Below are 26,824 nucleotides of genomic sequence, written 5' to 3' on the forward strand. Positions count from 1 at the left end.
ATCGATGGAAAAATATAATAGAGAAGAATTTGAAGAAGTAATCGTCGATATCGGCAGAGTTACTAAGGTTGTTAAAGGTGGTAGAAGATTTAGATTTACTGCTTTAGTTATCGTTGGAAACCGCAAAGGTTTAGTAGGTGTTGGTTATGGTAAGGCTAAGGAAGTTCCAGATGCCATCCGTAAAGCTGTTGACGATGCGTTTAAAAATATCGTTGAAGTTAAAACTAAAGGCTCAACTATCGCTCACGATGTAGAGGTGAAATACAACGCAAGTAGAATTTTACTTAAACCAGCTAGCGAAGGTACAGGAGTTATTGCAGGTGGTTCTACACGCCCTATCGTGGAACTTGCAGGTATTAAAGACATCTTAACCAAGTCTTTGGGTTCAAATAATTCAGCTAATGTGGTTCGTGCTACAATCAAAGCTTTAACAATGTTAAAAGGATAAGAAGATGAATTTAACAAAAGCAGCGGGTTCAACGCATAAAACTAAAAGAATTGGCCGTGGTCAAGGTTCTGGCATGGGTAAGACTGCTACTAAAGGGGGTAAAGGTCAAACTGCTAGAAAAGGTTATAATGAAAAAAGAGGTTTTGAAGGGGGTCAACAACCACTTCAAAGAAGACTACCAAAAGTAGGTTTTACTTCTAAAATTCAAAAACCTTATGTGATCAATGTTGAAAAAATCACAGCTGTAAAAGAGCTTAGTGAAATTACATTTGAGAGCATTAAAAGTGTTCACAAAATTTCAAAATCTGTGAATAAAATCAAATTAATTGGTGCAAGTGCAAAAGACTTAGTATCAAAAATCAAAGACGAGAATATTAGCGTCACCGGATCAAAATAATGAATAGAGCATTGACGAATAAGATTTTAATCACCTTAGCATTTTTATTTGCTTATAGGGTTCTGGCTTATGTGCCAGTTCCTGGCGTCAATGCTGATGTGATTGCGGAATTTTTTAATAACAATCAAAACAATGCTTTGGGTTTATTTAATGTTTTTAGTGGTGGAGCGGCTGAACGCTTTTCTATCATTTCTTTAGGTATTATGCCTTATATTACTGCTTCTATTATTATGGAGCTTCTTGCAGCAACTTTTCCAAATATTGGTAAGATGAAAAAAGAGCGTGATAGTATGCAAAAATATATGCAAATTATCCGTTATGCGACTATTGTGATTACTTTGGTTCAAAGTATAGGCGTTGCTATAGGTTTGCAAAGCTTGCACGGTCGTGGTGGTGCAGGGGCTATAATGGTGGAAGATTTAAATATGTTTATCGCACTTTGTGCTATTTCTATGCTTGCTGGAACTATGCTTTTAATGTGGCTTGGCGAACAAATCACACAAAGAGGTATAGGAAATGGTATTTCTTTAATCATTTTTGCAGGTATTGTTTCAGGTATTCCAAGAGCGATTTCAGGAACTGTAGGACAAATCAATTCAGGCGAGATGAATTTCTTAACCGCTTTTGCAATTTTTGCTTTGATTTTAATCACCATAGGGGTGATTATTTATATAGAACTTGGAGAAAGAAGAATTCCTATTTCTTATTCTCGTAAAGTTGTAATGCAAAATCAAAACAAACGCATTATGAATTATATTCCTATTAAACTCAATCTTAGTGGGGTTATTCCACCGATTTTTGCTAGTGCGATTTTGATGTTTCCAACAACAATTTTACAAACTAGTACAAATCCTTATCTACAAGCCATTAATGACTTTTTAAATCCAAATGGTTATTTGTTTCATGTTCTAACTTTCTTGTTTGTAATTTTCTTTGCTTATTTTTATGCTTCTATCGTATTTAACGCTAAAGACATAGCAGAAAATTTGAAAAAACAAGGCGGTTTTATCCCTGGAATTCGTCCAGGTGAAGGAACTTCAAGTTATCTTAACGAAGTGGCTTCTCGTTTAACTTTATCAGGTTCTATTTATTTAGGGCTTGTTGCAACCTTACCTTGGGTTTTGGTGAAATTTATGGGTGTACCTTTTCATTTTGGCGGTACTTCTGTACTTATTGTAGTTCAAGTAGCACTTGATACGATGAGAAAAATTGAAGCTCAAATTTATATGAGTAAATACCAAACTTTAAGTGCGGTAGGTTTGTAATAAATAAAATTAGCAAGATTTTTCTTGCTAATTTATTCTAGGTTTTTGCTTTAAAAATAAAAACACAATGCACACTATAAAAATTACTATTGACCATATTAAAAAAGCATCTACAAGACCCATTTGTCTAACGATAGGTTGAGAGATAATAGGACTTAAAAATTGTCCTAAAAATATACAACTTGCTAAAATTCCATAAGCCCTAGAGCGAGCATTTTCAGGACAGATTGAAAAAAGATAAGCCGTATTATTTACAAGCATAATACCTCCACCCATTCCAAGCAAAGCTAAGGCGATTAAAACTGTGAAAAAGCTATCTACTAAAAAAAGCAGCAAAAAAGAACAAGATACGATAAAAAGAGTTAAAACATAAATAGTTTTAATACTTAAGAATTTTATAATATATCTATAGCTTAGAGAGAAAAAACCATAACATAGTGCAGATACAGACATCGAAATACCTATATATTTAGGATCCAATCCCAAATGTTCTTCTATATAGTAAGGAAGTTGAGTTGGCGAAATATAATAAACTACCATGATAAAAAAACCTATAAAATAGATAGGGAAAAATTGCCAATAATTTGTTTTTGTTTCTATTTTTGTATGATTATAGAATTTAAATTTTCTAGGTTCAAAAAGATAAATGATAGCCATTAAGGTAATTAAAATTCCAAGTCCATATACCAAAAAAGGATAACGCCAAGAATAACTTGAAACAAATCCCGCAATAGAAATAAAAACAGCACCCCCTACCGCACAAAAAAATCCTTGAAGACTTAAAGCATTTTCTCTGCGATTAAAGCCACCACGACTATAATAATCCCCAAGCAAAGCCGAAGCGCCTGTCATTATAAAAGCAGTTGCCATACCAAAAATAGCTCTTGAAGTCAGTATAGCATAAATATCATTTAAGAAAAAGCCACTTATCCCAGAAATAGTCCAAACCACCATAGCTGGAAGAATGAATTTTAATTTGCCAAATTTATCCATTAAAATACCAGCAAATGGAGATAAAATGACAACAAAAATAGCAGGGATGGTTAAAACTAAGCGAACAAGTATATCAAGATGAGCTAATGTGAAACTTGAAGCAAGAGTAGCGCCACTTTGGGTTAAAAGTTCTTCAAAATGTCTATTGATAGCAGGCAGAGCAGATGAAATGACCACACTTCCTAGCATAGTCATAGCAGCCATAGAAAACACAGCTGCTTTAAATCCGGACTTTTCAGTAATTTGAATTATTTTTTTATCCATTTTTGTGTCATTTGGATGAAATTTATAAGTTTTGTCATTCATAATTTTTACCTTTTTTATTTTATTATACTCCAAAAATTATGGTTTGTATTTAAAATTACTTAAAATTATATTTTATTTATTTTGTTATGATAGTTTTGTTTTTAAAATATTTTAGCTTGATTAAAATATATTTTATAAGTAGAATTTTAAATATTTTTAGCTAAATTCAGCTTTTTATTTAACAAGGGTGCAAAATGAAGAAAAATTTAATCATAGTAGAATCTCCTGCAAAAGCTAAAACCATAGGAAATTTTTTGGGAAAAGATTATGAAGTTATCGCTTCTAAAGGACATATTAGAGATTTGCCTAAATCAAGCTTTGGGATTAAAATAGAAGATGATGAATTTATCCCTGAGTATAGAATCACAAGTGATCATAGCGCCTTAGTTAAAGAACTTAAAAGCAAAGCCAAAGATGCCAAAGAAGTCTATCTTGCAACGGATGAAGATAGAGAAGGAGAGGCTATAGCCTATCATATTGCAAAAGCTATAGGAAAAGATGAAAACACCTTACCACGCATTGTTTTTCATGAAATCACTAAAAGCGCTATAGAAAATGCTTTAAAAAATCCAAGAAAATTAAACATGCACTCTGTAAATGCTCAGCAAACCAGACGTCTTTTAGATCGCATTGTAGGGTATAAGCTCAGCCCTTTATTAGGACAAAAAATTCAAAGAGGACTTAGTGCTGGGCGTGTTCAAAGTGCGGCTTTAAAGATCATAGTCGATCGTGAAAAAGAAATTCGTGCCTTTGTACCCCTAGAATACTTTAGTATTGATATGATTTTTCAAAAAGATTTAGATGCAGAACTAGTTGAGTTTGATAAAGCCAAGATAGAAAAACTTACCATTACCAACAAAGATCGTGCTAAACTTATACTAGAAGCTTGTAAAAATGAAGTTTATAGTATAAGTGACATTGAAAGCAAAGAAAGAAAAATCGCTCCGCCGCCTCCTTTTATGACTTCAACTTTACAACAAAGTGCCAGCAATCGCCTTGGTTTTAACCCTAAAAAAACCATGATGATAGCTCAAAAGCTCTATGAAGGAGTAAATACCCATGAAGGCGTGATGGGGGTTATTACTTATATGAGAACCGATAGTTTAAATTTAGCCAAAGAAGCAGTAGAAAATGCAAGAAAATTCATACAAGCAAATTTTGGCAAGGACTATCTTCCAAGCAAAGCAAATGTATATACTACAAAGACTAAAGGCGCTCAAGAAGCTCATGAAGCTATACGCCCTACAAATTTAAGTTTTACTCCAGAAATTGCGGCTAAATTTTTAGACAAAGATGAGTTAAAACTTTACACACTTATTTACAATCGCTTTTTAGCCTGTCAGATGAGTCCTGCTATCTCTCAAACTCAAAATGTATTTGTAAAAAATGATAGAGCAGTTTTTAAAATAAGCGGTAGAAAAATCCTTTTTGATGGATATTATAAAGTTTATGGTGATATGGATAAGGATAAAATTTTGCCAAATTTTAAAATAGGCCAAAATTTAAAAGTGCAAAATTTAGAAATGAACTCACATTTTACCGAACCACCTTCAAGGTATTCAGAAGCAGGACTTGTAAAAAAACTTGAAAGTTTAGGCATAGGTCGCCCTTCTACTTATGCACCAACCATTTCTATACTTACAAGCCGTGATTATGTAACAATAGATAAAAAACAACTCATTCCTAGCGATGTTGCTTTTAATGTAACCGAAGTGCTTGAGAAAAATTTTAGCGATATAGTAGATAGTAAATTTACTTCAAACCTTGAAAATACCCTAGATGAAATCGCAGAAGATAAGGCAGATTGGCAAGAAACTTTAAAAGAATTTTACTATCCTTTTATGAGAAAAATCGAAGAAGGAAAAACAAAAATAGCTAGTCAAAAAACTGTCACAAAACTAGGCGAAAGTTGTCCTGATTGTGGCGGAGAGCTTGCTATTAGAAAAGGGCGTTTTGGAGAATTTGTAGCGTGTTTAAATTTCCCAAAATGCAAGTATTCAAGAAATTTAAAAAGTGAAAGCAAAAACGAAAGCGAAAATACAGCCGCAAAAGCTAAAGCTAATGGTACAGGCATTACTTGTCCAAGTTGTCAAAAAGGTGAAATCGTAGAACGCTTTTCAAAACGTGGTAAATTTTATGGCTGTAGTGCTTATCCAAAATGCAATTTTATAAGCAAATACAAACCAAGTGAAGAAAAATGCGAAGAGTGTGGCGAAACTTTAGTGATAAAAGAGCTTAAAAAAGGTACATTCTTAGAATGTTTAAAGTGTAAAATCAAAAAAGAAATGAAGGATTAGAATGCAAATCATGCTTTGTGCTATTTCAAATATAGCGAGTGGAAATTGTTCAGAAGACTGTAAATACTGCACCCAAAGCGCTCATGTAAAAACAGATATTCAAAAATATCGTCGTAAAGAACTTTCACAAATCGTTTTAGAAGCAAAAATGGCAAAGAAAAATGAAGCCTTGGGTTTTTGTTTGGTTACGGCAGGACTTGGGCTTGATGATGAAAAGCTTGAGTATGTTTGCGAAGCTGCCAAGGCTGTGCAAAAAGAAGCGCCTAATTTGCTTTTAATTGCCTGTAATGGTATGGCAAGCGTGGAACAACTCAAAGAACTTAAAAAAGCAGGAATTTTTTCTTATAATCACAATCTTGAAAGTTCTAAGGAATTTTTTCCACAAATTTGCACCACACATACTTGGGAAAGTAGATTTCAAACCAATTTAAACGCTAAAGAAGCAGGGCTTATGCTTTGTTGTGGTGGAATTTATGGTATGGGTGAGAGCGAAGAAGATAGGCTAAGTTTTAGAAAATCTTTGCAAGAATTACAACCTTTTTCAACGCCTATTAATTTTTTTATAGCAAATGAAAATTTAAAACTACAAGTTCCAAGACTTAGTGTTGATGAAGCTTTAAAAATCGTGCGTGACACCAAAGAGGCTTTACCGCAAAGCGTGGTAATGGTAGCAGGTGGGCGTGAAGTGGTATTACGAGAAAGACAATATGAAATTTTTCAAGCAGGTGCTGGGGCTATTGTTATAGGGGATTATTTAACCACTAAAGGTGAAGAACCAAGTCAAGATATAATAAAATTAAAAGAAATGGGATTTACTTTTGCATCAGAGTGTCATTGATCCACAAGGTTTAATTGATCTAAAAATTCTTATTGTTATAGCTTTATGCTTACTTTTTTCTCCGCATATTGCAAAAATTTTACGCTTGCCTCTTTCAGCTACTGAAATTATTTTAGGGGCAATAATAGCATATTTTGGTTTCATAGGAAAAAGTGAAAATTTTGCACTTTTAGCCAATGTAGGTTTTTATTATCTAATGTTTATAGCGGGTATGGAGGTAAATTTAAGAGCCTTTTTTAATATGGATAAAGAAATCGCCAAAAAAAGTTTTTTTTATATTTTTTTACTTTACGCTTTATCTTCTCTTATAGTATGGATTTTTGGACTTTCTTTAGTATTTGTTATCATTATACCTGTGATGAGTGTAGGGCTTTTATCTTTGCTTTTTAAGGATTTTGGAAAAGAGTGTTATTGGCTAAATATTGCTATGATAGTGGCTACTTTAGCTGAGGTGATTTCTATTGTGCTTTTGACTATAGCGGGAGCTTTTTTGCGCGAAGGAACAGGTATTATTGATGTAGCGCAAAGTATTTTATATCTTAATATCTTTTTGGGACTTTGTTTGCTCGGATTTAAAATGCTTGGTGTGCTTTTTTGGTGGTATCCTCAGCTTAAAGTTGTGCTTATGCCATGGGAAGATAAAAATGAAAAAGATATAAGATTTTGTATGGCCATTTTTATACTGATCATTGTTGCTATGGTTATTACAAAACTTGAAATCGTTCTTGGTTCTTTTATAGCAGGCTCATTTATAGCTACTTTTTTTGATCATAAAAAAGATCTTGAGCATAAGCTTTCTACTTTTGGACATGGGTTTTTGATCCCTATTTTTTTTATCCATATAGGTTCAACCTTTGATCTTAAAATGATTTTAGATTATAAAATCGTTTTACAAGCATTTTTACTTATGTTTGTTATGGTGGGTTTAAGAATTTTATGTGCAAGTGTTTTTTTAAAAAGAATTGGTTTTAAAAATATGATTTTATTTGGTCTTAGTCATTCTATGCCTTTAACCTTGCTTATAGCAACAGCTACTTTGGGTTATTCGGGCAAGGTTATTGATGAGAAGCTTTATTCAGCACTTATTTTAACAGCGTTGTTTGAGGCTATTATTGTTATGAGTATGATCAAATTTCTTTCTAATTCTAAAAAATGAAAGTTACTTTTTTACTCAAAAAAGCAAACAAAATCTTAAAAATTTAATAATAAAAAAACTCATAATCGTCCTTTTTTGTTAGAATTAATAAAAGTAACAATAAAAGGAGCGAAAATGTCAAATTCCGTTACTATAACCGATAATAGAAATGGAAAAAGCTATGAATTTCCTATATATGACGGTACAACTGGGCCAAGCGTTGTAGATATGTCAAGTTTTTATAAACAAACAGGAATGTTTTCTTATGATGAGGGCTTGACTTCTACAGCTACTTGTAAATCAAAAATCACTTATATTGATGGAGAAAACGGAATTTTAATGCACCGTGGCTATCCTATAGAGTGGCTTGCTGAAAACAAACTTTATTTAGATGTGGTTCATCTTTTACTTTATAAAGAATTACCTGATGCTACGCGTCTTGAAGCATTTCGTTATGAAATGAAAAAGCGTTCTTTTATCCATGAAGGTATGCATCGTCTTTTTGATTCTTTCCCTGATAATGCTCATCCTATGGCAGTTTTACAAGGTGCTGTTTCATCGCTTAGTGCTTTTTATCCTGATCATTTAAACATGAATGTAAAAGAAGAATATATGGAAATGGCAGCTAGAATAGTAGCTAAAATCCCTACTATAGTGGCCACTGCTTATAGATATAAACACGGCTTTCCTATGGCTTATCCAAATTTAGATCGTGGTTTTACAGAAAATTTCTTATATATGTTAAGAACCTATCCTTACGATCATGTAGAGCTTAAACCTATAGAAGTAAAAGCACTTGATACAGTTTTTATGCTTCATGCAGATCATGAGCAAAATGCTTCAACTTCAACAGTTCGTGCTGTGGGTTCAACTCACGCTCATCCTTATGCCTGTATAGCAGCAGGTATTGGTGCGCTTTGGGGTCATGCACATGGTGGAGCTAATGAAGGTGTTATTAGAATGCTTGAGCAAATAGGTAGTGTTGATAGGGTAGATGAATTCATCAAAAGAGCTAAGGATAAAAACGATCCTTTCCGCTTGATGGGCTTTGGGCATAGGGTTTATAAAAATTTTGATCCTAGAGCAAAAGTACTTAAAAAACTTCGTGATCAACTTATTGATGAGTTGGGTATTGATACCAATCTTATTAAAGTAGCAACGCGTATAGAAGAGATTGCTTTAAGTGATGATTATTTTGTTCAAAGAGGGCTATATCCGAATGTTGATTTTCATAGTGGACTTATTTTAAAAGCCTTAGGTATTCCAAATGAAATGTTTGCTACTTTATTTGTTATAGGACGCACCCCAGGATGGATAGCTCAGTGGATAGAGCAAAAAGAGCAAGAAAGTCTTAAAATAGTCCGTCCAAGACAACTTTATTTGGGTGAAACTAGTAAAATATAATTAAAATTTTTGTGGAAATTAAAAATTCCACAAAATCTTCTTGTATAATTTTAAAAAATCTTATAGAAAGTTTATAATCATGCTTAATCTTGATAAATTTTTAGAAATTGCTATAAATGCTAGCAATCAAGCTTCTAAAGCTATTTTGGAAGAGAGAAAAAATTTCAAAACTTGGGAAAAAGAAGATAAAAGCCCGATTACATCAGCAGATCTTGCTTCTAATAAAATTCTAAATGATATTTTGGGTTCTACGGATATTAAAATTCTATCAGAAGAAAAATTACTCAGCAAAGAAGAGTGTGAAGAATTAAAAACTTTTTGGCTTATCGATCCTCTTGATGGAACAAGTGGTTTTTTAAAAGGCAGTGATGAATTTTGCGTTATGATAAGTTTGGTTCATGACAATCGCCCTGTTTTATCACTCATACAAAATCCATCAAAAGGTGATATATTCTATGCTCATGCAAAAACCAAGGTTTATAAAAACGATAAACCTTTGCAAATTGACCAGCAAGAATACGAGAAAAATAAATATAAAGCCTTATTGAGTGTTAATCATCTTAGCAAAGAAGATGAAGACTTTGCAAAAGAGCATCAATTAGAAGCTATTAATATAGGCTCTGGATTGAAATTTTGTGCTATTTTAGAGGCTAGGGCAGGAGTTTATAAAAGATTTGAAAAGCTTAATATTTGGGATATTGTAGCAGGAGATTTTTTGATTAATCAAAATGGAGGATTTATGGGGGATTTTTCTAAAAAATACATTTTATATAACCCTTTAAATTATAAATCCAGTCCTTTTATTTGTGTTTCATCTAGGAATTTTTTACAAGATTTTTTATAAAATAAAGAGTATAATTTTATATTTAAATAGTTTATAAGGATGAAGATGAGGTATTGTTTCATTTTGTTTTTAAGTTTAGTTTTAAGTTCTAATCTTTTAGCGAATAATTTTTCTCAGAAAAAAGTTATTAAAATTGAAAAAAGCGCAGATAGCTTTGAAGTAATAGATCTAAATCAAAATGTTGCAAATCCAAATTTAAATCAACAAAAAGCATTGTTTGATAGTTCTACTTTAATTGAAAAAAAATCGCAAATCACCAAAGATAAGGATATTGATTTTGCTATTGTATTAACTTCTAGGAAAAATTTTGGTTATTTTTTAGATGGTTTTAGGGTGAGTGATAAGGAATTTTCTACATTATTTGCTAAAAATTTGATTCAAAGCTTAAAGCTTAATTGGGTTAATTCTGCTGCAAATGGTATTTATCAAAGTCCTAAAACTTTGTCATATTTTAGTCCTAAAGATGCAAAACTTATAAATGTAAGTCCTTTTTTAACACAAGAAAAAGATAAGGCTAAAATGTATGCTAAATTTACAGATTATGTTGTGGTGGTAAATTTGCAAGATTTTTATGTAAATATTACAAATTATTTTATCACAACTAGTAAAGAGGGTGTGGCTAATGTTAATTTTAAAATTATTTCTACAAGCAATGGAAAAATTCTTGTAGCAAAAAATGCAGAATTAAATTTGACATTAAAAGATCAAGATGCAAAACAAAATTATCAAGATATTGTAAATCAAATGCCAAAAATGTTAGCTAGTGTTATAGATAATGAAATAAAAAAATTAAAATTAACTATCAATTAATTTAAAGATATATTGAAAAATTTTTAGATAATAATCACTTCATTTTCTAAGTTTATGCCAAATTCTTCAAAGACTTTTTTTCTAGCCAATTCGATAAGAAAAAACGCATCTTCAAAACTTGCATTTTTTTTATTGATTAAAAAATTTGCGTGTTTATCGCTTAACATAGCATCTCCTTTACTAAAGCCTTTAAGCCCTACAGCTTCGATTAAACGTCCTGCAAAGTCGTTTTTTGGATTTTTAAAGATAGAGCCAAAGCTTGCTCCACTAGGTTGGTTGCTTCTTGCATTTTTTAAAGCTTCATCTTTAAGGGTATCAAAGCCAAAATTTAGTTTAAATTCAGCCCAAAAAAAAGGCATATTTAAAGGACAAAAACGATAATCAAAATTTATATTTTCTCTTAGAATTTCGCCTTGAGAAGTAGCAATTTTGATTAAATTTTGACTGATACACTCTCCTTTAAGCCCTGCATTCATTTTCAAAAGCCCACCAAGTGTGCCAGGAATTTTGCTTAAATACTCAAAACCCTTAAGATTATTTTCTTTAGCAAAGCGATATATTTTGCTTGATTTTGTTTTGCAGCCTATGCGAAGATGTATAAAATCTTTATTTTGATCTAAAATTTGCATAAAATCAAAACCATCTCCTAAAATTCCTATATTTTTAGGTTTTGGGCTAATTAAAAGGTTATTTGCACCACCTATTAAAAAACCATCAAAATCACAAATTTGATCCAAAACTAAAACTTCAAATTCATTTCCTATACGCACAGAAGAGTATTTTTTAAAATCAATGATCATTTGATAAAAGTTGGAATTTGATTTAGTATATTCTCAGTAAAATCAATCATAGTTGTAGTCATCCAAGGCATTAAAAAGATTAAAATAACCACAACCAAGATGATTTTAGGAACAAAAGAAAGTGTCATTTCATTAATCTGTGTAGTTGCTTGAAAAATACTGATCACAAGCCCTGCAATAAGTCCTGCCAAAAGCATAGGCAAGGAAAGTAAAAGTGTGATTTTAAAGGTTTGCACTCCAAGAGCAACTAAGGTACTTTCGTCCATTTTTATCCTTTTTAAGAATTTCTAGCTTCTTCGTATTCGCTAGGGATAAGATAATCATTTACATGTATGATTTTATCATAAAATTTATAATCATATCCTAGTTTAAAAAGCGTATCTACAGCTAAAAGTTGAGTTTGATTCATGCTAATAGAGTTTTTATTGGCATATAAATTAAGATAAGTATCAAGTTTTTCTTCATCAACACGGATAAGTTTTCTTTCCATAAGCATAGGGGCTAAAATTTTACGATTTGCATCGGCAATTTTTACAGCATTGGTTAAATCTCTTTCGATCTTAATCGCATCGCTTAAAGGCAAAGAACGACGCAAAGCCATTCCACCTAAAGGCAAAGGCAAATTTTCTTTAGCAAATTCAAGCCATATATCCCAAATTTCTGCTTCCACGCAAAGACTTTGATTAAATTCTAAAATGCTTTCATGGATCAAAACTCCTGCATCTACTTCGCCACTTAAAACTACATTTTCAATGTCTAAAAAATTCTTATAAATAATTCTTGCTTCAGGGTATTTCATACGAAAAATCAAAGCATTGGTGGTATTTGCTCCACTCAAAGCGACTTTAAAATTTCTTTTTAAATGCGTGTCTTTTTTCTTGATGAGTTTTGGCCCATAACCTTCACCAAAACTCACTGCTGTGCGTAAAAGCGCATACTCAGAAGCGATTAAAGGATAAAGCCCAAAAGAAATAGCCGTAGCATCAAATTCATTTTTCAAGGCAAATTCATTTAAAGTTTGTATATCTAAAGCTGTATTTTCATAAGCAAAATCATTCCCTATCCACCCAAATTTAATAGCCATATACATAAAAATATCATCAGCATCAGGAGAATGTGCAATAGTAATTTTTTTCATCTATGCTTCCTTTAAATCTTTGCTTTAATTCTAGCAAAATAAATCATTATTTAATTTTATTTTGTTAGAATTCTAACTAAAAATTTAGAATTTTTAAGGAAAGTTATGGATGATAATAAAAGAAAATCTCTAGACGCTGCCCTAAAAAGTTTAGATAAAACCTTTGGAAAAGGCACTATCTTAAGACTAGGGGATAAAGAAGTCGAGCAAATCGATAGCATAGGCACAGGTTCAGTTGGACTTGATCTTGCTTTAGGTATAGGCGGTGTTCCAAAAGGAAGAATTATAGAAATTTATGGGCCTGAAAGTTCAGGTAAAACCACTCTAACTCTACACATTATCGCAGAATGCCAAAAAGCAGGTGGAGTTTGTGCTTTTATCGATGCAGAACATGCGCTTGATGTAAAATATGCTAAAAATTTGGGTGTAAATACAGATGATTTGTATGTTTCTCAGCCTGATTTTGGAGAACAAGCCTTAGAAATTGTAGAAACTATAGCAAGAAGTGGCGCAGTAGATCTTATCGTAGTAGATAGCGTTGCAGCACTTACCCCAAAAGCAGAAATTGAAGGCGATATGGGCGATCAACATGTAGGACTTCAAGCAAGACTTATGTCTCAAGCTCTAAGAAAACTTACAGGTATAGTTCATAAAATGAATACCACAGTAATTTTTATCAACCAAATTCGTATGAAAATCGGTGCTATGGGTTATGGTACTCCTGAAACCACAACAGGTGGAAATGCATTAAAATTTTATGCTTCTGTGCGTTTAGATGTTAGAAAAGTAGCAACCTTAAAACAAAACGAAGAACCTATAGGAAACCGCGTTAAAGTAAAAGTAGTTAAAAATAAAGTTGCTCCTCCATTCAGACAAGCTGAATTTGATGTGATGTTTGGAGAGGGTTTAAGCCGTGAAGGTGAATTGATCGATTATGGTGTAAAACTTGATATCGTAGATAAAAGTGGTGCGTGGTTTTCTTATAAAGATAAAAAACTTGGACAAGGTAGAGAAAATTCAAAAGCTTTCTTAAAAGAAAACCCTGAAATTGCAGATGAAATCACAAAAGCAATTCAAAATTCTATGGGAATAGAAGGTATGATCAGCGGTAGCGAAGATGACGAAGGAGAAGAATAATGTTAGTAATTGAAGATGTTAGAGCCTATGAAGTTCTTGATAGTAGAGGAAATCCAACCGTAAAAGCCGAAGTTACGCTAAGCGATGGAAGTGTAGGTGCGGCCATAGTTCCAAGTGGTGCAAGTACAGGTTCAAAAGAAGCCTTAGAATTGCGTGATAATGATGAAAGATTTGGCGGAAAAGGCGTTTTAAAAGCTGTTGCAAATGTCAATGAGACCATTGCAGATGAAATTTTAGGACTAGATGCTTTTAACCAAACTCAACTTGATGATACTTTGCGTGAACTTGATGGAACAAATAATTACTCAAATTTAGGTGCAAATGCGACTTTAGGTGTATCTATGGCAACAGCTCGTGCGGCTGCAGCTGCTTTGGGAATGCCTTTATATCGCTACTTAGGTGGTGCAAATGCGAGCATTTTACCCGTGCCAATGTGTAATATCATAAATGGCGGTGCTCATGCAAACAACAATGTAGATTTTCAAGAATTTATGATCATGCCTTTTGGTTTTACTAGCTTTAAAGAAGCTTTGCGTTCAGTTTGTGAAATTTATGTGATATTAAAAAAAGAACTCGCAAATTCTGGACATTCTACGGCTTTAGGTGATGAAGGCGGTTTTGCTCCAAATTTAGCTAACAACACAGAACCTATCGATCTTTTAATGACTTGTATCAAAAAAGCAGGTTATGAAAATCGTGTAAAAATCGCTCTTGATGTGGCAAGTACAGAATTTTTCAAAGATGGCAAATATCACATGGAAGGCAAGGCTTTTTCAAGCGAGGATTTGATCGAACGCTATGTAGAACTTTGTGCAAAATATCCAATTTGCAGTATCGAAGATGGCTTAGCTGAAAATGACTTTGAAGGTTGGATTAAGCTTACTGAAAAATTGGGCAATAAAATTCAGCTTGTAGGCGATGATTTGTTTGTAACTAATGAAGATATTTTAAGAGAAGGTATCATCAAAAAAATGGCAAATGCTGTGCTTATTAAACCAAATCAAATCGGAACTATTACCCAAACTATGAGAACTGTGCGTTTAGCGCAAAGAAATAACTATAAATGTGTGATGAGTCATAGAAGCGGCGAAAGTGAAGATGCTTTTATAGCGGATTTTGCTGTGGCTTTAAATACAGGACAAATCAAAACAGGAGCCCTAGCAAGAGGTGAAAGAACCGCAAAATACAATCGCTTGCTTGAAATTGAACTTGAAAGCGATGAATACTTAGGAGAAAAGCTCTGAGCGATTTACTTAAAGAATACGACGAAAGCACAAGAAAAAAAAGTTTTTATACCCATGTTATAAAAATGATTTTTTGGGCTTTTCTTGTTGTAATTGGAGCGATTTATTTTGGCAATATGTTTTTTGGGCAGTATTCTTTAGATACTTTATTAAGCTTAGAAAATACCAAAGAAGAGCTTAATAAAAAGATTATTTTGCTCAAAGAACAAAATGCTAAAGCACAAAAAGATTATTTTGAATTAAAAGGATTATACCCAAATGAAAACTAGAATTTTGGCAATATTTTTTATTTTTACCTCTCTTTTATATGCTGATGAAAATCCTTTCAAGACAGATCAAAATATAACCTTGGTTGCTCCACCTGAATTTCAAAAAGAGGAAGTTAAATTTAATTCTAGTGCAAGAATTTTAAAAAGCATCACTTTTAATTATATCAATTTAGACGGAAGTGAAGATAAGATCGATTTAGATGTCAATAAAAGTATTGATTGGCACGATACTTATACTATATCAAGATTTAAAAGCCCTGATCCTTCAAAAGTACTTGATGTTTCAGTTACTATACCTGAAAAAAATAGCTCTAAACAAGAATCAAACTCAACAGCCAATGTTGAAATACCTTTGCAGGTTGCAAAGATTTATGATTTTATTTCTTATGCGGTTTATAAAAATAAAATAAAACTTAACACTAGTGATGAAATGATTACAGATTTTTCAGTAGGAAATCCAAGTAAAATCGTTATAGATTTTAGATCTAAAATGATTAGCCCTACAAAAAACATACGCCTTAGCAATTCTATTTTTAAACGCATAGACTTTGGATCTCATAAAGGATATTATCGACTTGTAATATATCTTGATGGAACTTATAATTATAGTATTCAAAAAGATGCAACTGGATATATGATTAATCTGCTTTGATGAGGTTTGTTTTTTTAATATGTTGTGCTTGTTTAGTTTTTGCTAATGAAATTTTACTTCTTAGCAAATTCGATAAGTAAGATTTTAACTCTAAAGATTTTAATGCTTATTTGATGAGCGAAAAACTTGATGGAGTGCGTGGAATTTGGGATGGGAAATATCTAAAAACTCGCCAAAATTACAAAATAAAAACTCCTGACTTTTTTACAAAAAATTTCCCTCCTTTTGCTATTGATGGTGAGCTTTGGATAGCAAGAAATAAATTTGATGAAATTTCAGCTTTAATTCGTAGTGGCGATAGTAATTTGACCTTATGGAAGGAAGTAACTTATAATATTTTTGATGTGCCAAATGCTTGCGAAGAATTTCAAATTTCTACTTGTACTCTTAAAAATCGTTTGGCTGTTTTAGAAGAGTATTTGCAAAAATATCCTAGTGCCTATATAAAAATTATTTCTCAAATTCCAGTTGAAAATCAAAATAATTTAAATCAATTTTACGAAAGCATTATAAAAAATCAAGGTGAAGGTATTGTCATACGCAAAAATTTAAGTCCTTATGAAAAAGGCAGAAGTAAAAATGCTATGAAATTAAAACCCTATGATGATGCAGAGTGTGAGTTAGTAGGATTTCGCAAGGGCAAGGGTAAATTTGAAAATCAAGTAGGTGCCTTACTTTGTAAAATGCCTAATGGACAAATCATTAAAATAGGCAGTGGTTTAAAAGATGAAGATAGAAAAAATCCTCCAAAAATTGGTAGTATTGTGACTTATAAATTTAATGGATTGACCAAAAATTCCTTACCTCGCTTTCCGGTTTTTTTAAGAATAAGAGATGAAAATCCTTGACTTTAAAATTATTTTGTGATAAAATATTTCCTTTTATTTATTCGGGGTGTAGCGCAGTCTGGTTAGCGCACTTGGTTTGGGACCAAGGGGCCGAAGGTTCGAATCCTTTCACCCCGACCATTTTTTATAAATTTATACAAAATGGTGAGTGTAGCTCAGTCGGTTAGAGCATCAGATTGTGGTCCTGAGGGTCGTGGGTTCAATTCCCATCACTCACCCCACTAAGCGCTCGTAGCTCAACTGGATAGAGCGACAGACTTCGGATCTGTAGGTTATGGGTTCGATTCCTATCGGGCGCACCACCAAGATTTTATATGCGTTCATAGCTCAGCTGGATAGAGCAACGGCCTTCTAAGCCGTAGGTCAGAGGTTCGAATCCTCTTGGGCGTACCACTTTAGCGGATGTGGTGAAATTGGCAGACACGCCAGACTTAGGATCTGGTGCAGCAATGCGTGAAGGTTCAAGTCCTTTCATCCGCACCACTTACTTTTATCATTTTCAAACAAGAGTTGATTTCTCATAAATTTTTATTTCATTTTAAAATTTCTTATGATTGTTAGATAAAATGCAAATTTAATTTAGATAAATTTAAAAATTATCTTGCAAAAGATTTGAAAAATAATTAAAATATACAAAATTCAATTCAAGGAGATTAAAATGAAAAAATTAGCTTTAGCAGCTTTAGTTGCTTTAAATGTGTCAGCATTTGCAGATTTGATAGTTATTAATAAAAAAATTTAGTTCCAGTTTCAGCAAGCGAAATGCAAAACAAATATTTCCAAGAGAGTATCAAACCAATTATAGATCAGCCACTTTTTAAAAAGGCAACTTTTTATGAAGCAGATATTGTTGCAAAAGTTGATCCAAAAGAATATAATTCAACTCAAGCTATAATACAAAAAGAATATTTAGATAAAAGCAAATATGTTTATTATAAGACAGTTCTTATATTAACTAGTGATGGTAAAAGAGCTAAGCTCTCTACTCTTTCTTGCGAAATTGCAAGTTTTGATAAGAAGGGGTATTTATGTGGAGGAACAGCTGATCATAATTATTCTATTAAGTAAATATTGCAAATAAAAATCCGCCTTGAGTTTTCACTCTTAGTGGAAATCCACTATTAGAACATACTATGAAAAAACATAGTAAGTATAAAGTATATCTAAATTTTAAGCTTTTTAAGTTAAAAATTTCTAGTTTTTTAAATCGTTTTATCTTTTATATCTTTACCGTAAAGACAAAATCAGCACTCATTAAAAATCTTTTTCTTGATTAAATTTTTGTAAATTCATTTTTAGTGTTAAAAATGTGATGGTATTAACTTTATAAAAGTATTATTATATATTTTTTACTTAGGATAGCAATTATGAAAAAAATAATTTTAACCATTCTTTTTTTACTCACTCTTACGCAAGCTAAGGAAATACAAGTTTATGAAAGTCCTACTTGTGGCTGTTGTGATCTTTGGGCTGATTATATGAAAGCTAAGGGTTATGAGGTTAGTGTTCACAAAACCAATGATTTTCTTAAAATCAAAGAAAAAATGGGTATAAAAGATGAGTATCAAGGTTGCCATACGGGTGTGATCGAAGGCTATGCTATTGAAGGGCATGTTCCTGAAAGTGCTATAGCATGGTTGCTTGAAAACAAACCTAAAGATGTTATAGGAATTTCAGCTCCTGGCATGCCGCAAGGAAGCCCAGGAATGGAACAAGGTTATAGTGAAAAATATCCTGTAATTTTGATGAAAAAAGATGGAAGCTATGAGCTTTATGGATATTTTATAGGAGATAAAAAGCTTTAAAGTAAATTCTTAGCTTTTTACTTTTTTGATTTCTTTTTCAAGTATGCTATAAGGAGTTAAGCCTATGAATTTTTCATCCATTTTTCCTTCTTTGAAAAAACTAAGCACAGGCACTCCATATATTTCCCCAATGGCACTTGAAAGGTATTTAGCTGCTCTTTTTTCATAAAACATTGCTAAATTAGATAAACCTTTTTCATCAGCCCAAGCTTTTGCATCATTTGCATCATTTGCATCACCTAAAACCACAAAGATATTAAAATCATAATTTTTAGCCAAATTCTGTAAAATAGGAATTTGTTCTTTACAAACTCCACAATCTTTTGTGAAAAATATTAAGGCAAAATTTTGTGCTTTATCATTTAGTTTTAGGCTTTTTTCAAAACCATTGTAGGCAAAATTATAGGTTTTATCACTATTTAAAGCTTTAAAATTTTCTCCACTATCACAAGCTACAAAAAATAAAGCTATGATTAAAGCAAAGAAATAAGCTTGGATTCGAAAAATTCCCATGGTTTTTCTCCTAAAATTCTATCTTTTATCATCCCATCTTTAATGATGATGGTAGTAGGGGTTGCAAACACAGCGTAACGATCATTGGTAATTTTAAGATCGTCTTTTAAAACTTTTACATTTTTAAAGTCAAATTGTTCGGCTAAAACCTTAACCACATTGGCATTATCGATGGAATTTATAGCATAAACACTGATTTTATTGGGGTGATTTTGTATGAATTCATCTAAAGAAGGGAGTTCTTTTAAGCAAGAAGGGCAACCATTTTGAAAAAAGACTAAGACTTTTAAACTTGTATTATCATCAGCAAGTTTTACAGCTTTTCCTAAGGTATCTTTAGCTGAAATTTCAGCGCTTTTTTCTCCAACTTTTCCAGTATCTTTTGAATTTTCAAAAGAACAAGCATTGAGCAAGAACAAAATGCTTAAGATTAAAAGGCTTTTTTTCATTTTAACACCCCATGTTGTAAGATAAGGGTTCGATCTGCGAATTTGGCTAAATCAGGATTGTGTGTGATTAAAACTATGGTTTTGCCTTCATTTTTTAATTTTTGCAAGGTTTGAAGAACGATTTGTTCATTGGCTTCATCTAAATTTCCTGTGGGTTCATCTGCGAGTAAAAGCTCTGGGTTGTTGATCAAAGCTCTTGCTATACAAACTCTTTGTTGTTCCCCGCCACTTAATTGGCTAGGTAAATGAGTGAGTCTATGTGAAAGTCCTACTTTTTCAAGAACCATTTTGGCATCTTCTTCATCTACGCTTGAGTGATAATACTGAGAAAGCATAACATTTTCTAAAGCGTTAAGATAGGGGATAAGATGAAATTGTTGAAAGACAAGTCCTATTTTTTCACGACGCAAGGTGATTTTTTGCTCCTCATCCATTTGCTCTAGGTTTTCATTGTCTAAGATATACTCTCCAGAGCTTGGAGCATCCATGAGTGATAGTATGTTTAAAAGCGTTGATTTTCCACTTCCTGATGGACCCATGATGGCAAGCCATTCTCCTTCATAGACGCTTAAGTTGATATTGTTTAAGGCTTTAACTTTGCCAAATTCTTTATTTAAGTTGTTTATTTTAATAAGTTCTTTTTTCATCATTCACCTTTCAAATTTTCACACACATTGATTTTTAATGCTCTTTTTATAGGAAAAAATGCAGCCAAAAAGGCAAAAATCAAAGAAATGATTAAGGCTATAAAAACAGCTATAAATCTAAAATCAATACTAGAATTAAAAATCAAATAACCAAAGACATTGGCTAAAAATATCCCACAAAAAGCTCCGATTAAACTAGCAAAAAAACTTACTATAAAGCATTCACTAGCAAAAAGTTTAAAAATTTCACTTTTTTTCGCACCCAAGGCTAAACGCAGTGCGATTTCTTTTTTGCGAGAAAATATAATAGAGCTTAAGGTTGTATTAACGCTAGTAGTGACTATGATCAATACTACAAGTATGATTAAAAACATTAAAGCTTTGATTTTTCCAAGTACTAAACCTTCACTTAAGGATACTGAAGATATAGGTTTTGCATCGATGAATTCATTGTTGATTGCTTGTGTTTTGGCTTTAACTTCATCAAAATTTCCATAAACTACAGCATTAGCATAGTTAATACCGGCTCTATCGCTTAAATTTTGCACCACGCTTAAAGGGGCTAAAACAATGCTATCAAATTCATCATTGCTTGAAAGTATGCCTTTTATGGTAAGTTTTATGCTTTTTCCATTGTTTGGATTGTAAATTTGAAGTTCATTACCTGTTTTTAGGCCTAGTTGCTTGGCTAAATTAACTCCTAAAAAGGCTGAATTTTCATCAAAATCATTTAGAGAAAAGCTTCCTTCTTTAACTTCTAAAAAAGGTTTAGTGATTTTTAAAGCCCTAAAATCAGTGCCTAAAACTACTCCGCTTGTACTGCCTAAATTTAAAAAATCATACAAAAAAGGAGTTAAAGCCCTAGCCTTTAAATTTTCTTTTATTTTTTCATACTCAGCATTGGAGATAAAATTTTCATCCCGCTTAGGACTTATCATTACATTTGCTCCATAAGCTTTTAATTCTTTAGAAAGTTTGGTGTCAATATCAAAATAAATATTTAAAAAAGCTGAGCAAGTAAGTGCTCCTATAAAAACACTTAAAACTATAATAAAAAGTCTTTGATAAGAAAAGCTAATGCTTTTAAAAAGTTCATTAAGGAAAAACTTATCTACCATAAAACACTCCTGCAGCTGAAAGTTGTGTGATATTTTTTATAGGAAGCAAGCAACCTAGTAAGGCAATAAGTCCTGCAAAAATAAAGCTTAAAGGTAAAGCTATAAAGGCTATATCAATAAAATATCCAAAAATACTAAGGCTGATGATTTGAGAAAGTGCTGTGCCAAAAATAAATCCAAATAAAGCAGCAAATAAAGCTACGATTAAATTTTCACCAGCAAAGATGAGATAAATTTGAAAAGTATTAGCACCAAGTACTTTTAAAAGTCCTATTTCTTTTTTTCTACGATGAATTTCAGAACTCATTAGACTTGAAATCGCAATACTTGCAACAATAAGACAAATAATGCAAGTAATGCCCATTAAGGATTGGATCTTTTTAACCACCAAGCTTTGAGCATCGCTTATAGCATTTAGAGCTTTTGCATCAGCACCTGGTAAGCCATCGCTAATTTGACTAGCGATTGAGCCTACATAGGCTGAGCAATACCATTTGTCATATTCTAACTGATCTAATTTTTCTTCGCCCATGCGACGCACTTTTTCAGAAAGGGCTGATTCAGGTATGGTAAAAGCTCTTACTTCTGCACTTGAGTAAAATCCTTGTTTGTTGAGTAAATCTTGAGCTAAATTTAAAGGAGCGATGATTTTATTTGACATTTTAGGATTGGCATGAAGCAAAATACCTACGATTTTTGCTTCTTTGCTTTGATTGTTTTCTCCTATGAGTTTGATAGTATCTCCTAATTTTAATTTATTGTTTTTAGCAAAGTCTTCGCCTAGCATGATTTCATTGCTATCATCTTTTGCCCATTCTCTTTGGACTGCTAAATAAGGATAAAGACTTTTTATACCTGTGATAAAATCATCATCATCTTTAATTTTTATGGCTTTTTGAAAATAAGTGCCATAAATAAGTGCTTTTTGCTGGGAGTTTTCAATTGTGATTTTACCTTCTAAAAAAGGAGCAAGTGCGGTGATGTTGTTACGCCAATAAATGTCTTTAATCATATATAAATTTTTTTCTTCTAGGTAGTTTTTGTTTTTTAAGGGTTTATAAAGTTCATTACCTATTTCTATACTAAGACTTGAGCCTTTGGGTAAAACAAGGATATTAGAGCCATAACTTTTGAGTTGTTTAGTTACTTCATCGCCTATACTTAGGGTAATATTTAGCATAGTAGAGAGCAAAAGCGTGGCTAAAAAACAAGTAAGAAAGGCTAAAAATTTTTGAATTTTGTTTTTAAATATAGAGTTAAAAATCATTTTAGCCAACATCGTTTCTCCTTTGGATTAAAAATTGGGCTTCGTTTTCTTCTACATGTTTTGTAGGATCTTTTTTAAATTCTTCATAGTTGTTTTGATTTGAAAAATAATAAGTAATCCCTTTATAGCTATAAGAAAAAGGAGCTTGGGTGTTTATAACCTTTGTTTTTGATACAGGATCTTGCACTTCGATTTCTTTGATTTGACTAAAATAATTAGATCCTGCTATTACATCTTTAACATCTATGGTGATTTTTTTACCATCGTATTCGTATTTGAGTGGGATAGGATTGCAACCTCCGCTTTTGCCTACACTAGGCAAGAAAATACGCACATTGCAAGAAATGCAAATAAGTTGTCCATCTTTTTTGATATAGCCCATATCTCCACAAATCATACAAGCATCAAAAACAGCTACAGGAGAATCCCTATCTTCTCTTTTATTGATAAGAAAAAACCTTATCACTTTGCCTTCAGCACTGATATAAGCAAAGCGGTGGAGTTTGTTGTCTCTTAAAAGAGCTATATCAAAGATAAATTTGCCATTCTTATCGGGTAAAATTTCTTTAGGCTCATCTATGGTTAAAGGCTTAGAGCTTACCATAAAAAAGTATAAAATAATGCAAAAACTTATAACACAGGAGATAAAAACACTGGAAAAATAACGATTAATAAGACTTGTTTTAGCTTCGTTTTTGCGATAATTTATATCTAAAATTTGTTTTTTGCTTATATTTTTTTTGCGAATTTTTAGGCTTAAGAATGCTAAAAAAGTGATGAAAATTAAATAAACATAAATTCCAAAAACACCAAAATAATTACTTTTTCCTACAAAACTCACCAAAAAAGCATGAGTTTCTATGATGGAATTTCGCATTAAAGTAAGCAAGATATTGGCTAGAGCTTTATCGCTTTCTATAAGGATAAGCAGTAAAAACAGCATAAAGCTTGTTTTTTGATTAAAATTTTTTTGCCATTTTAAAAAGAAGAAAATCAAAATACAAACAAGCAAGGCTAAAGCAATAAAACCTAAAGAACTTATACCTTCGCTATCGATTAAAGAGCTAGTAAAAATAGGGAAATCTTGACTTAAAAAATAATAATGCAAAGCGGTGCAAAAACTTAAAATTCCCAATAAAATAAAATTTAAAATTTCAATTTTTTTCCAAAAATAAAATATAAAGCTTACTAGCAATAAACCTATAAAAACAAAATCAAAATTAAAGATTAAATTTTCGGTTTTTAAAAATTGTGCTGCGATAAAAAAAGCAAAATATCCAAATAAAAAGCCCAAAAAAACTACTAAAAAACTTTTAAAAATATATTTTTTATCAGAAGCGATAAAGGCCATTAAAATACTTAGTGGTAAAACACTGATAAGAAAATGCACAAAATATATACTCATAATTTACTCTTTAAACATTGTTATTTTAATTTTTCAAATAAAAATAAAAATATTTAAACACTCGGAAAATCCGAGTGTAAAATCATTTTGGCGTACCTGTGTATTTGAATTTATAATCTACTTTAAAAGGTTCAAACCACTTACCCACGCCTGTTTCTTCATCAACATGGCGTCCAAAACCTTGTTTTTCTGGATTTGAGATATAAAAAGTAAGTTCATAATTTCCTACGCCAAAGCCACCTTTTTTATCTTTTTCCATAGCAATATTTGCACCATAGTGAGGACCATCATCAGCCACCATAGGCATCAAAGTTCCGCGTTTAATTGCACCTGTGTCGGTATTTTTAAGTTCATAAGCTATAGTTAAATAAGGCATCCAAAAACCTTCTGGAAAACCATTTGGATTGTTTTTAAGTGCGTGAATGTCAGCTTCTAGATGAATATCTGCTAAAGACGCAGCTAGATCAATACCTCTTGGCTCCATTTCAATAGGTTGTAAATAAACAGCGGCTATTTCCATACCATTAAGTTCTTTTGGATCGCCGATTGGCACTTCGCCTGCAAATAAATTTGTACTAATAACCGCAGCTGCAGCAACTACTGATAAAACTTTTTTTATCATGATTTTACTCCTTTTTTTGAAATTTGTTTTGTTATCAAAATGCCAATAATTAACATTGTCAAAACTATAAATTGAGGGATTAAAGTTTCATAGTAAGGATAAACTCCAAGCCATAAAATCGGTTCAAAATTCATAGGTATAAGACTAGGAATAATGACTTTTCCTTCTATGAGTTCAGCTATGCCTTTGCCTGTAAAAACAAAAACCATGTAAAAAATAATGTAAGAAGTGATATAGAAAAATTGTTTTACAGGTATGCGAATGGCTCCTGCTTTTAAAAGAAAATATAAAACAATAAGTATTAAAATTCCAAGTCCAAGCCCGCCAAAAACAGCACCAAAATCAGTGCTTGTTTTAGCATCAAAAAGCAAGGCTTGATAAAAAAGCACAGTTTCTGCACCTTCTCTATAAACAGCTAAAAATACGGTGATCCAAAGGGTTTTTGCACTATTGTTTGATATAGCATCTATAGCACCTTGTTTGATAAAGCTTGTCCATTTTTTATTTTGTGCGTTTGAAAGTAGCCAAAAGCCCACATAAAAGAGTAGTAATACGGCTATAAGCATGGTAATACCCTCTATAAGCTCTCTACTTTGTCCTGCATTTTCTTTGAATAGCCAAGAAACTCCAAAAGCGGTAACAAAACTTAAAATCACTCCTGTAAAAAGAGCACTATAGGCGATATTTAAACGATTTTTGTTGCCACTTTGTACAAGATAAGAAACAATGGCTACAACGATAATCAAAGCTTCCAAGCCTTCACGTAAAATAATACTTAAAGCCCATATAAACAGCGAATAAGGAGTAGAATCTTGAATTTTATCCACACTGCTTGCTATGAGTTGTTCTAAGTCATTAAAAGTAGCTTCAAGCTCTTTTTTATCTGCACTTGCTTTAATCAGTGCCACACCTTTGGAAAATAAACTTTCTATTTTAAGTTTTAAGCCGCTATCTACAGCACCGATTTTATTTTCCATACCGCTTGCTTCAAAAATATCTAGATAAATTCCTTGTAAATCATCTACTATAGAAGCACTAAAGCCATCATAATTTTTTAAAATTCCATCTAAAGCAAGTTTGATATCATTAGAAACTTTGGCATAATCTTTGCCTTTTGTTTCATCATTAAAGCCTGAAATTTGCAAACTTGAAAGTTCTGAATTTGGAATTTGTAAGAAAACATCAAAAATTTGTTCTTCTATATTATCTAAGCCATCTCTTAAGCCTTTTTCATCTATTTTTGCATCGTTGATTTGGCGTATAAGGGTGCGTATGGCTTGTTGAATTTTTTGATCGTTTCCTGCTTTGGTAAATTTATTTACTAAAATTTCTACTTTGGTATTGCGATAATCACTAAATAAGGCATCATTTAAAAAATCTTTACTAGCTTGGTAGTTTTTTTCTTTAAAAGCATTAGCAGCCTGTGAAAATTTGGTAGAGATATTATCTAGTATAAATTGCAATCTTGTGTCCATTGCAGCAGCAGCTTGTAAATCAGCACTTGCATTATCATCTGTAAGTTTGCTTGTGTCGTCGTTTGCAGGTATAGGAGCTTGGGTGGTTAAAGAACTTTGTGCTAAATCTTTTTTATCCACGCCCATCATTTGCGCGATTAAAGCTTCTGCATCAGCTTCGCGTTTGGCATTGGCTTCTAGGCTTGATTTTTCAGCTTTGGCCTTATCGTAGTTTGTATCGCTTGCTTCTGCTTTTAAACGATATCCATTTTGTAAGATTGGGGCTACTTCATCAAGATCATAATAAAGACTATCAATTAAAGCATTAATTTGTGTCAAAGGAGCTTCATCTTTATACATACGACGCAAATTTACAAATTTACGCTCCATGGTGATGGCTTTTCTTCCTATGTTTCTTCCTATGGGGCCTTCCATATTTTCAAAATGTTGAAAATACGCATCTTCGCTAAGCTTTTTAGCACCTAGATTATCACCCTTTTTGTAAGTTTCTATGCTTTGTTTTAGCATATCTTTGATAAGATTTGCTTCATTAATATAATCATCTACCCTAGCAAAAGCTGAGCTTGATAAAAAAATACTTATAATTAAAAATATAATTTTAAAAATTTTCATTATCATTATCCTTGATTTTTGATAAAAATAATATTTATTATCAAAATAAATAATGGCTAGTATAATACTAAAAATCTTAAATAGAA

Annotated in this window: 26 protein-coding genes, 5 tRNA genes and 2 pseudogenes; 21 read left to right on the top strand and 12 right to left on the bottom strand. The window is 32.0% G+C overall.

Going from position 1 to position 26,824, the window contains the following annotated elements; all coding sequences use genetic code 11:
* Window positions 1–4 precede the first annotated feature (4 nt).
* From rpsE to secY, 3 genes are read left to right on the top strand one after another with little or no spacing between them, the layout of a single operon-like run.
* Window positions 5–448 carry a 30S ribosomal protein S5 gene (gene rpsE, locus AJ882_RS04395; protein ID WP_002779428.1) on the top strand — a complete coding sequence of 148 codons (444 nt, stop codon included), beginning with the start codon at window positions 5–7 and terminating at the stop codon, window positions 446–448.
* A 4-nt stretch (window positions 449–452) separates the two neighbouring features.
* Window positions 453–845 carry a 50S ribosomal protein L15 gene (gene rplO / locus AJ882_RS04400; RefSeq protein WP_002851292.1) on the top strand — a complete coding sequence of 131 codons (393 nt, stop codon included), beginning with the start codon at window positions 453–455 and terminating at the stop codon, window positions 843–845.
* The gene (secY, locus tag AJ882_RS04405; protein ID WP_002864789.1) at window positions 845–2,110 is read left to right on the top strand and encodes a preprotein translocase subunit SecY; all 1,266 of its coding nucleotides are present in this window, start codon (window positions 845–847) and stop codon (window positions 2,108–2,110) included. Before rplO ends, secY begins: the two co-directional genes overlap by 1 nt.
* 27 nt (window positions 2,111–2,137) lie before the next feature.
* Here secY and AJ882_RS04410 read toward each other — a convergent pair whose 3' ends face one another.
* On the bottom strand, window positions 2,138–3,409 hold the full coding sequence (locus tag AJ882_RS04410) for an MFS transporter (RefSeq protein ID WP_002873254.1): 1,272 nt from the start codon (window positions 3,407–3,409) through the stop codon (window positions 2,138–2,140).
* Between the two features lie 194 nt (window positions 3,410–3,603).
* Between AJ882_RS04410 and topA the strand changes: the two genes are divergently transcribed.
* The 6 genes from topA (at window position 3,604) to AJ882_RS04440 (ending at window position 10,737) form a co-directional block, all read left to right on the top strand.
* Complete coding sequence (gene topA, locus AJ882_RS04415; RefSeq protein ID WP_002867521.1) at window positions 3,604–5,706, top strand: type I DNA topoisomerase; 2,103 nt, start codon at window positions 3,604–3,606, stop codon at window positions 5,704–5,706.
* A gap of 1 nt (window position 5,707) precedes the next feature.
* Entirely contained in the window at window positions 5,708–6,544 is an 837-nt protein-coding gene (locus AJ882_RS04420) for a biotin synthase (protein ID WP_002867522.1), read from the top strand.
* Entirely contained in the window at window positions 6,525–7,700 is a 1,176-nt protein-coding gene (locus tag AJ882_RS04425; protein WP_002867523.1) for a cation:proton antiporter, read from the top strand. Before AJ882_RS04420 ends, AJ882_RS04425 begins: the two co-directional genes overlap by 20 nt.
* A gap of 114 nt (window positions 7,701–7,814) precedes the next feature.
* Complete coding sequence (locus tag AJ882_RS04430) at window positions 7,815–9,083, top strand: citrate synthase (RefSeq protein WP_002851494.1); 1,269 nt, start codon at window positions 7,815–7,817, stop codon at window positions 9,081–9,083.
* 79 nt (window positions 9,084–9,162) lie between these two features.
* Window positions 9,163–9,927: a 3'(2'),5'-bisphosphate nucleotidase CysQ gene (locus tag AJ882_RS04435; protein ID WP_002867524.1), complete on the top strand. Its 765-nt coding sequence runs from the start codon at window positions 9,163–9,165 to the stop codon at window positions 9,925–9,927.
* A 39-nt stretch (window positions 9,928–9,966) separates the two neighbouring features.
* On the top strand, window positions 9,967–10,737 hold the full coding sequence (locus AJ882_RS04440) for a hypothetical protein (protein ID WP_074482806.1): 771 nt from the start codon (window positions 9,967–9,969) through the stop codon (window positions 10,735–10,737).
* Between the two features lie 23 nt (window positions 10,738–10,760).
* On the opposite strand, the gene AJ882_RS04445 is transcribed toward AJ882_RS04440, so the two are convergent.
* From AJ882_RS04445 to AJ882_RS04455, 3 genes are read right to left on the bottom strand one after another with little or no spacing between them, the layout of a single operon-like run.
* Window positions 10,761–11,537 (bottom strand): UDP-N-acetylmuramate dehydrogenase, encoded by a 777-nt coding sequence (locus tag AJ882_RS04445; RefSeq protein WP_002867526.1) that lies wholly within the window; start codon window positions 11,535–11,537, stop codon window positions 10,761–10,763.
* Window positions 11,534–11,803 (bottom strand): flagellar biosynthesis protein FliQ, encoded by a 270-nt coding sequence (gene fliQ / locus AJ882_RS04450; protein ID WP_002851290.1) that lies wholly within the window; start codon window positions 11,801–11,803, stop codon window positions 11,534–11,536. Before fliQ ends, AJ882_RS04445 begins: the two co-directional genes overlap by 4 nt.
* An 11-nt stretch (window positions 11,804–11,814) precedes the next feature.
* Entirely contained in the window at window positions 11,815–12,675 is an 861-nt protein-coding gene (locus AJ882_RS04455; protein WP_002867527.1) for a menaquinone biosynthesis family protein, read from the bottom strand.
* A 105-nt stretch (window positions 12,676–12,780) separates the two neighbouring features.
* Here AJ882_RS04455 and recA point away from each other — a divergent pair, with 105 nt between their 5' ends.
* The 12 genes and pseudogenes from recA to AJ882_RS04520 all read left to right on the top strand — a co-directional run bounded on the left by recA (window position 12,781) and on the right by AJ882_RS04520 (window position 18,630).
* Window positions 12,781–13,812 carry a recombinase RecA gene (gene recA, locus AJ882_RS04460; protein WP_002851424.1) on the top strand — a complete coding sequence of 344 codons (1,032 nt, stop codon included), beginning with the start codon at window positions 12,781–12,783 and terminating at the stop codon, window positions 13,810–13,812.
* The gene (eno, locus tag AJ882_RS04465; RefSeq protein ID WP_002867528.1) at window positions 13,812–15,056 is read left to right on the top strand and encodes a phosphopyruvate hydratase; all 1,245 of its coding nucleotides are present in this window, start codon (window positions 13,812–13,814) and stop codon (window positions 15,054–15,056) included. Before recA ends, eno begins: the two co-directional genes overlap by 1 nt.
* Before the next feature lie 65 nt (window positions 15,057–15,121).
* On the top strand, window positions 15,122–15,325 hold the full coding sequence (locus AJ882_RS04470) for a hypothetical protein (RefSeq protein ID WP_002839177.1): 204 nt from the start codon (window positions 15,122–15,124) through the stop codon (window positions 15,323–15,325).
* Window positions 15,315–15,977: a glycoprotein CgpA gene (cgpA, locus tag AJ882_RS04475; RefSeq protein ID WP_002867529.1), complete on the top strand. Its 663-nt coding sequence runs from the start codon at window positions 15,315–15,317 to the stop codon at window positions 15,975–15,977. Before AJ882_RS04470 ends, cgpA begins: the two co-directional genes overlap by 11 nt.
* Window positions 15,977–16,825: pseudogene (locus AJ882_RS04480) on the top strand (DNA ligase). Before cgpA ends, AJ882_RS04480 begins: the two are co-directional and overlap by 1 nt.
* 42 nt (window positions 16,826–16,867) lie before the next feature.
* Window positions 16,868–16,945, top strand: a tRNA-Pro gene (locus AJ882_RS04485).
* Window positions 16,946–16,969: 24 nt separating this feature from the next.
* Window positions 16,970–17,046, top strand: a tRNA-His gene (locus AJ882_RS04490).
* A 4-nt stretch (window positions 17,047–17,050) separates the two neighbouring features.
* Window positions 17,051–17,127, top strand: a tRNA-Arg gene (locus AJ882_RS04495).
* A 14-nt stretch (window positions 17,128–17,141) separates the two neighbouring features.
* Window positions 17,142–17,218 (top strand) — tRNA-Arg (locus AJ882_RS04500).
* Between the two features lie 5 nt (window positions 17,219–17,223).
* Window positions 17,224–17,308, top strand: a tRNA-Leu gene (locus tag AJ882_RS04505).
* 175 nt (window positions 17,309–17,483) lie between these two features.
* Window positions 17,484–17,893, top strand: a pseudogene (locus AJ882_RS04510) (hypothetical protein).
* 299 nt (window positions 17,894–18,192) lie between these two features.
* Window positions 18,193–18,630 (top strand): DUF411 domain-containing protein, encoded by a 438-nt coding sequence (locus AJ882_RS04520; RefSeq protein ID WP_002867532.1) that lies wholly within the window; start codon window positions 18,193–18,195, stop codon window positions 18,628–18,630.
* Between the two features lie 9 nt (window positions 18,631–18,639).
* Here the strand turns inward: AJ882_RS04520 and AJ882_RS04525 are convergent, their stop codons facing one another.
* From AJ882_RS04525 to AJ882_RS04560, 8 genes are all read right to left on the bottom strand, one after another.
* Window positions 18,640–19,143 carry a TlpA family protein disulfide reductase gene (locus AJ882_RS04525; RefSeq protein WP_002867533.1) on the bottom strand — a complete coding sequence of 168 codons (504 nt, stop codon included), beginning with the start codon at window positions 19,141–19,143 and terminating at the stop codon, window positions 18,640–18,642.
* On the bottom strand, window positions 19,104–19,592 hold the full coding sequence (locus tag AJ882_RS04530) for a TlpA family protein disulfide reductase (RefSeq protein ID WP_002851267.1): 489 nt from the start codon (window positions 19,590–19,592) through the stop codon (window positions 19,104–19,106). Before AJ882_RS04530 ends, AJ882_RS04525 begins: the two co-directional genes overlap by 40 nt.
* On the bottom strand, window positions 19,589–20,242 hold the full coding sequence (locus tag AJ882_RS04535) for an ABC transporter ATP-binding protein (protein WP_011050014.1): 654 nt from the start codon (window positions 20,240–20,242) through the stop codon (window positions 19,589–19,591). The genes AJ882_RS04530 and AJ882_RS04535 overlap by 4 nt, the downstream gene beginning before the upstream one ends.
* Entirely contained in the window at window positions 20,239–21,357 is a 1,119-nt protein-coding gene (locus AJ882_RS04540; RefSeq protein WP_011050013.1) for an ABC transporter permease, read from the bottom strand. The genes AJ882_RS04535 and AJ882_RS04540 overlap by 4 nt, the downstream gene beginning before the upstream one ends.
* Window positions 21,347–22,636, bottom strand: a complete 1,290-nt coding sequence (locus tag AJ882_RS04545; RefSeq protein ID WP_011050012.1) for an ABC transporter permease — start codon at window positions 22,634–22,636, stop codon at window positions 21,347–21,349. The genes AJ882_RS04540 and AJ882_RS04545 overlap by 11 nt, the downstream gene beginning before the upstream one ends.
* The gene (locus AJ882_RS04550; RefSeq protein WP_002867535.1) at window positions 22,626–24,029 is read right to left on the bottom strand and encodes a Fe-S-containing protein; all 1,404 of its coding nucleotides are present in this window, start codon (window positions 24,027–24,029) and stop codon (window positions 22,626–22,628) included. The genes AJ882_RS04545 and AJ882_RS04550 overlap by 11 nt, the downstream gene beginning before the upstream one ends.
* Before the next feature lie 82 nt (window positions 24,030–24,111).
* Complete coding sequence (locus AJ882_RS04555; protein WP_002778842.1) at window positions 24,112–24,651, bottom strand: iron transporter; 540 nt, start codon at window positions 24,649–24,651, stop codon at window positions 24,112–24,114.
* A complete protein-coding gene (locus AJ882_RS04560) occupies window positions 24,648–26,738 on the bottom strand; it encodes an FTR1 family protein (RefSeq protein ID WP_002867536.1) in 2,091 nt (696 codons plus the stop codon). The genes AJ882_RS04555 and AJ882_RS04560 overlap by 4 nt, the downstream gene beginning before the upstream one ends.
* Window positions 26,739–26,824: the final 86 nt, after the last annotated feature.

Source organism: Campylobacter sp. BCW_6461 (assembly GCF_001762735.1).
GTDB classification, from domain to species: Bacteria; Campylobacterota; Campylobacteria; order Campylobacterales; family Campylobacteraceae; genus Campylobacter_D; species Campylobacter_D jejuni.

Excerpts from the sequence above, each read along its gene's own strand:
- rpsE (WP_002779428.1), top strand. The coding sequence starts at position 5 with ATGGAAAAATATAATAGAGAAGAATTTGAAGAAGTAATCGTCGATATC.
- rplO (WP_002851292.1), top strand. The coding sequence starts at position 453 with ATGAATTTAACAAAAGCAGCGGGTTCAACGCATAAAACTAAAAGAATT.
- secY (WP_002864789.1), top strand. The coding sequence starts at position 845 with ATGAATAGAGCATTGACGAATAAGATTTTAATCACCTTAGCATTTTTA.
- AJ882_RS04410 (WP_002873254.1), bottom strand. The coding sequence starts at position 3,409 with ATGAATGACAAAACTTATAAATTTCATCCAAATGACACAAAAATGGAT.
- topA (WP_002867521.1), top strand. The coding sequence starts at position 3,604 with ATGAAGAAAAATTTAATCATAGTAGAATCTCCTGCAAAAGCTAAAACC.
- AJ882_RS04420 (WP_002867522.1), top strand. The coding sequence starts at position 5,708 with ATGCAAATCATGCTTTGTGCTATTTCAAATATAGCGAGTGGAAATTGT.
- AJ882_RS04430 (WP_002851494.1), top strand. The coding sequence starts at position 7,815 with ATGTCAAATTCCGTTACTATAACCGATAATAGAAATGGAAAAAGCTAT.
- AJ882_RS04435 (WP_002867524.1), top strand. The coding sequence starts at position 9,163 with ATGCTTAATCTTGATAAATTTTTAGAAATTGCTATAAATGCTAGCAAT.
- AJ882_RS04440 (WP_074482806.1), top strand. The coding sequence starts at position 9,967 with ATGAAGATGAGGTATTGTTTCATTTTGTTTTTAAGTTTAGTTTTAAGT.
- AJ882_RS04445 (WP_002867526.1), bottom strand. The coding sequence starts at position 11,537 with ATGATCATTGATTTTAAAAAATACTCTTCTGTGCGTATAGGAAATGAA.
- fliQ (WP_002851290.1), bottom strand. The coding sequence starts at position 11,803 with ATGGACGAAAGTACCTTAGTTGCTCTTGGAGTGCAAACCTTTAAAATC.
- AJ882_RS04455 (WP_002867527.1), bottom strand. The coding sequence starts at position 12,675 with ATGAAAAAAATTACTATTGCACATTCTCCTGATGCTGATGATATTTTT.
- recA (WP_002851424.1), top strand. The coding sequence starts at position 12,781 with ATGGATGATAATAAAAGAAAATCTCTAGACGCTGCCCTAAAAAGTTTA.
- eno (WP_002867528.1), top strand. The coding sequence starts at position 13,812 with ATGTTAGTAATTGAAGATGTTAGAGCCTATGAAGTTCTTGATAGTAGA.
- AJ882_RS04470 (WP_002839177.1), top strand. The coding sequence starts at position 15,122 with ATGATTTTTTGGGCTTTTCTTGTTGTAATTGGAGCGATTTATTTTGGC.
- cgpA (WP_002867529.1), top strand. The coding sequence starts at position 15,315 with ATGAAAACTAGAATTTTGGCAATATTTTTTATTTTTACCTCTCTTTTA.
- AJ882_RS04520 (WP_002867532.1), top strand. The coding sequence starts at position 18,193 with ATGAAAAAAATAATTTTAACCATTCTTTTTTTACTCACTCTTACGCAA.
- AJ882_RS04525 (WP_002867533.1), bottom strand. The coding sequence starts at position 19,143 with ATGGGAATTTTTCGAATCCAAGCTTATTTCTTTGCTTTAATCATAGCT.
- AJ882_RS04530 (WP_002851267.1), bottom strand. The coding sequence starts at position 19,592 with ATGAAAAAAAGCCTTTTAATCTTAAGCATTTTGTTCTTGCTCAATGCT.
- AJ882_RS04535 (WP_011050014.1), bottom strand. The coding sequence starts at position 20,242 with ATGATGAAAAAAGAACTTATTAAAATAAACAACTTAAATAAAGAATTT.
- AJ882_RS04540 (WP_011050013.1), bottom strand. The coding sequence starts at position 21,357 with ATGGTAGATAAGTTTTTCCTTAATGAACTTTTTAAAAGCATTAGCTTT.
- AJ882_RS04545 (WP_011050012.1), bottom strand. The coding sequence starts at position 22,636 with ATGTTGGCTAAAATGATTTTTAACTCTATATTTAAAAACAAAATTCAA.
- AJ882_RS04550 (WP_002867535.1), bottom strand. The coding sequence starts at position 24,029 with ATGAGTATATATTTTGTGCATTTTCTTATCAGTGTTTTACCACTAAGT.
- AJ882_RS04555 (WP_002778842.1), bottom strand. The coding sequence starts at position 24,651 with ATGATAAAAAAAGTTTTATCAGTAGTTGCTGCAGCTGCGGTTATTAGT.
- AJ882_RS04560 (WP_002867536.1), bottom strand. The coding sequence starts at position 26,738 with ATGAAAATTTTTAAAATTATATTTTTAATTATAAGTATTTTTTTATCA.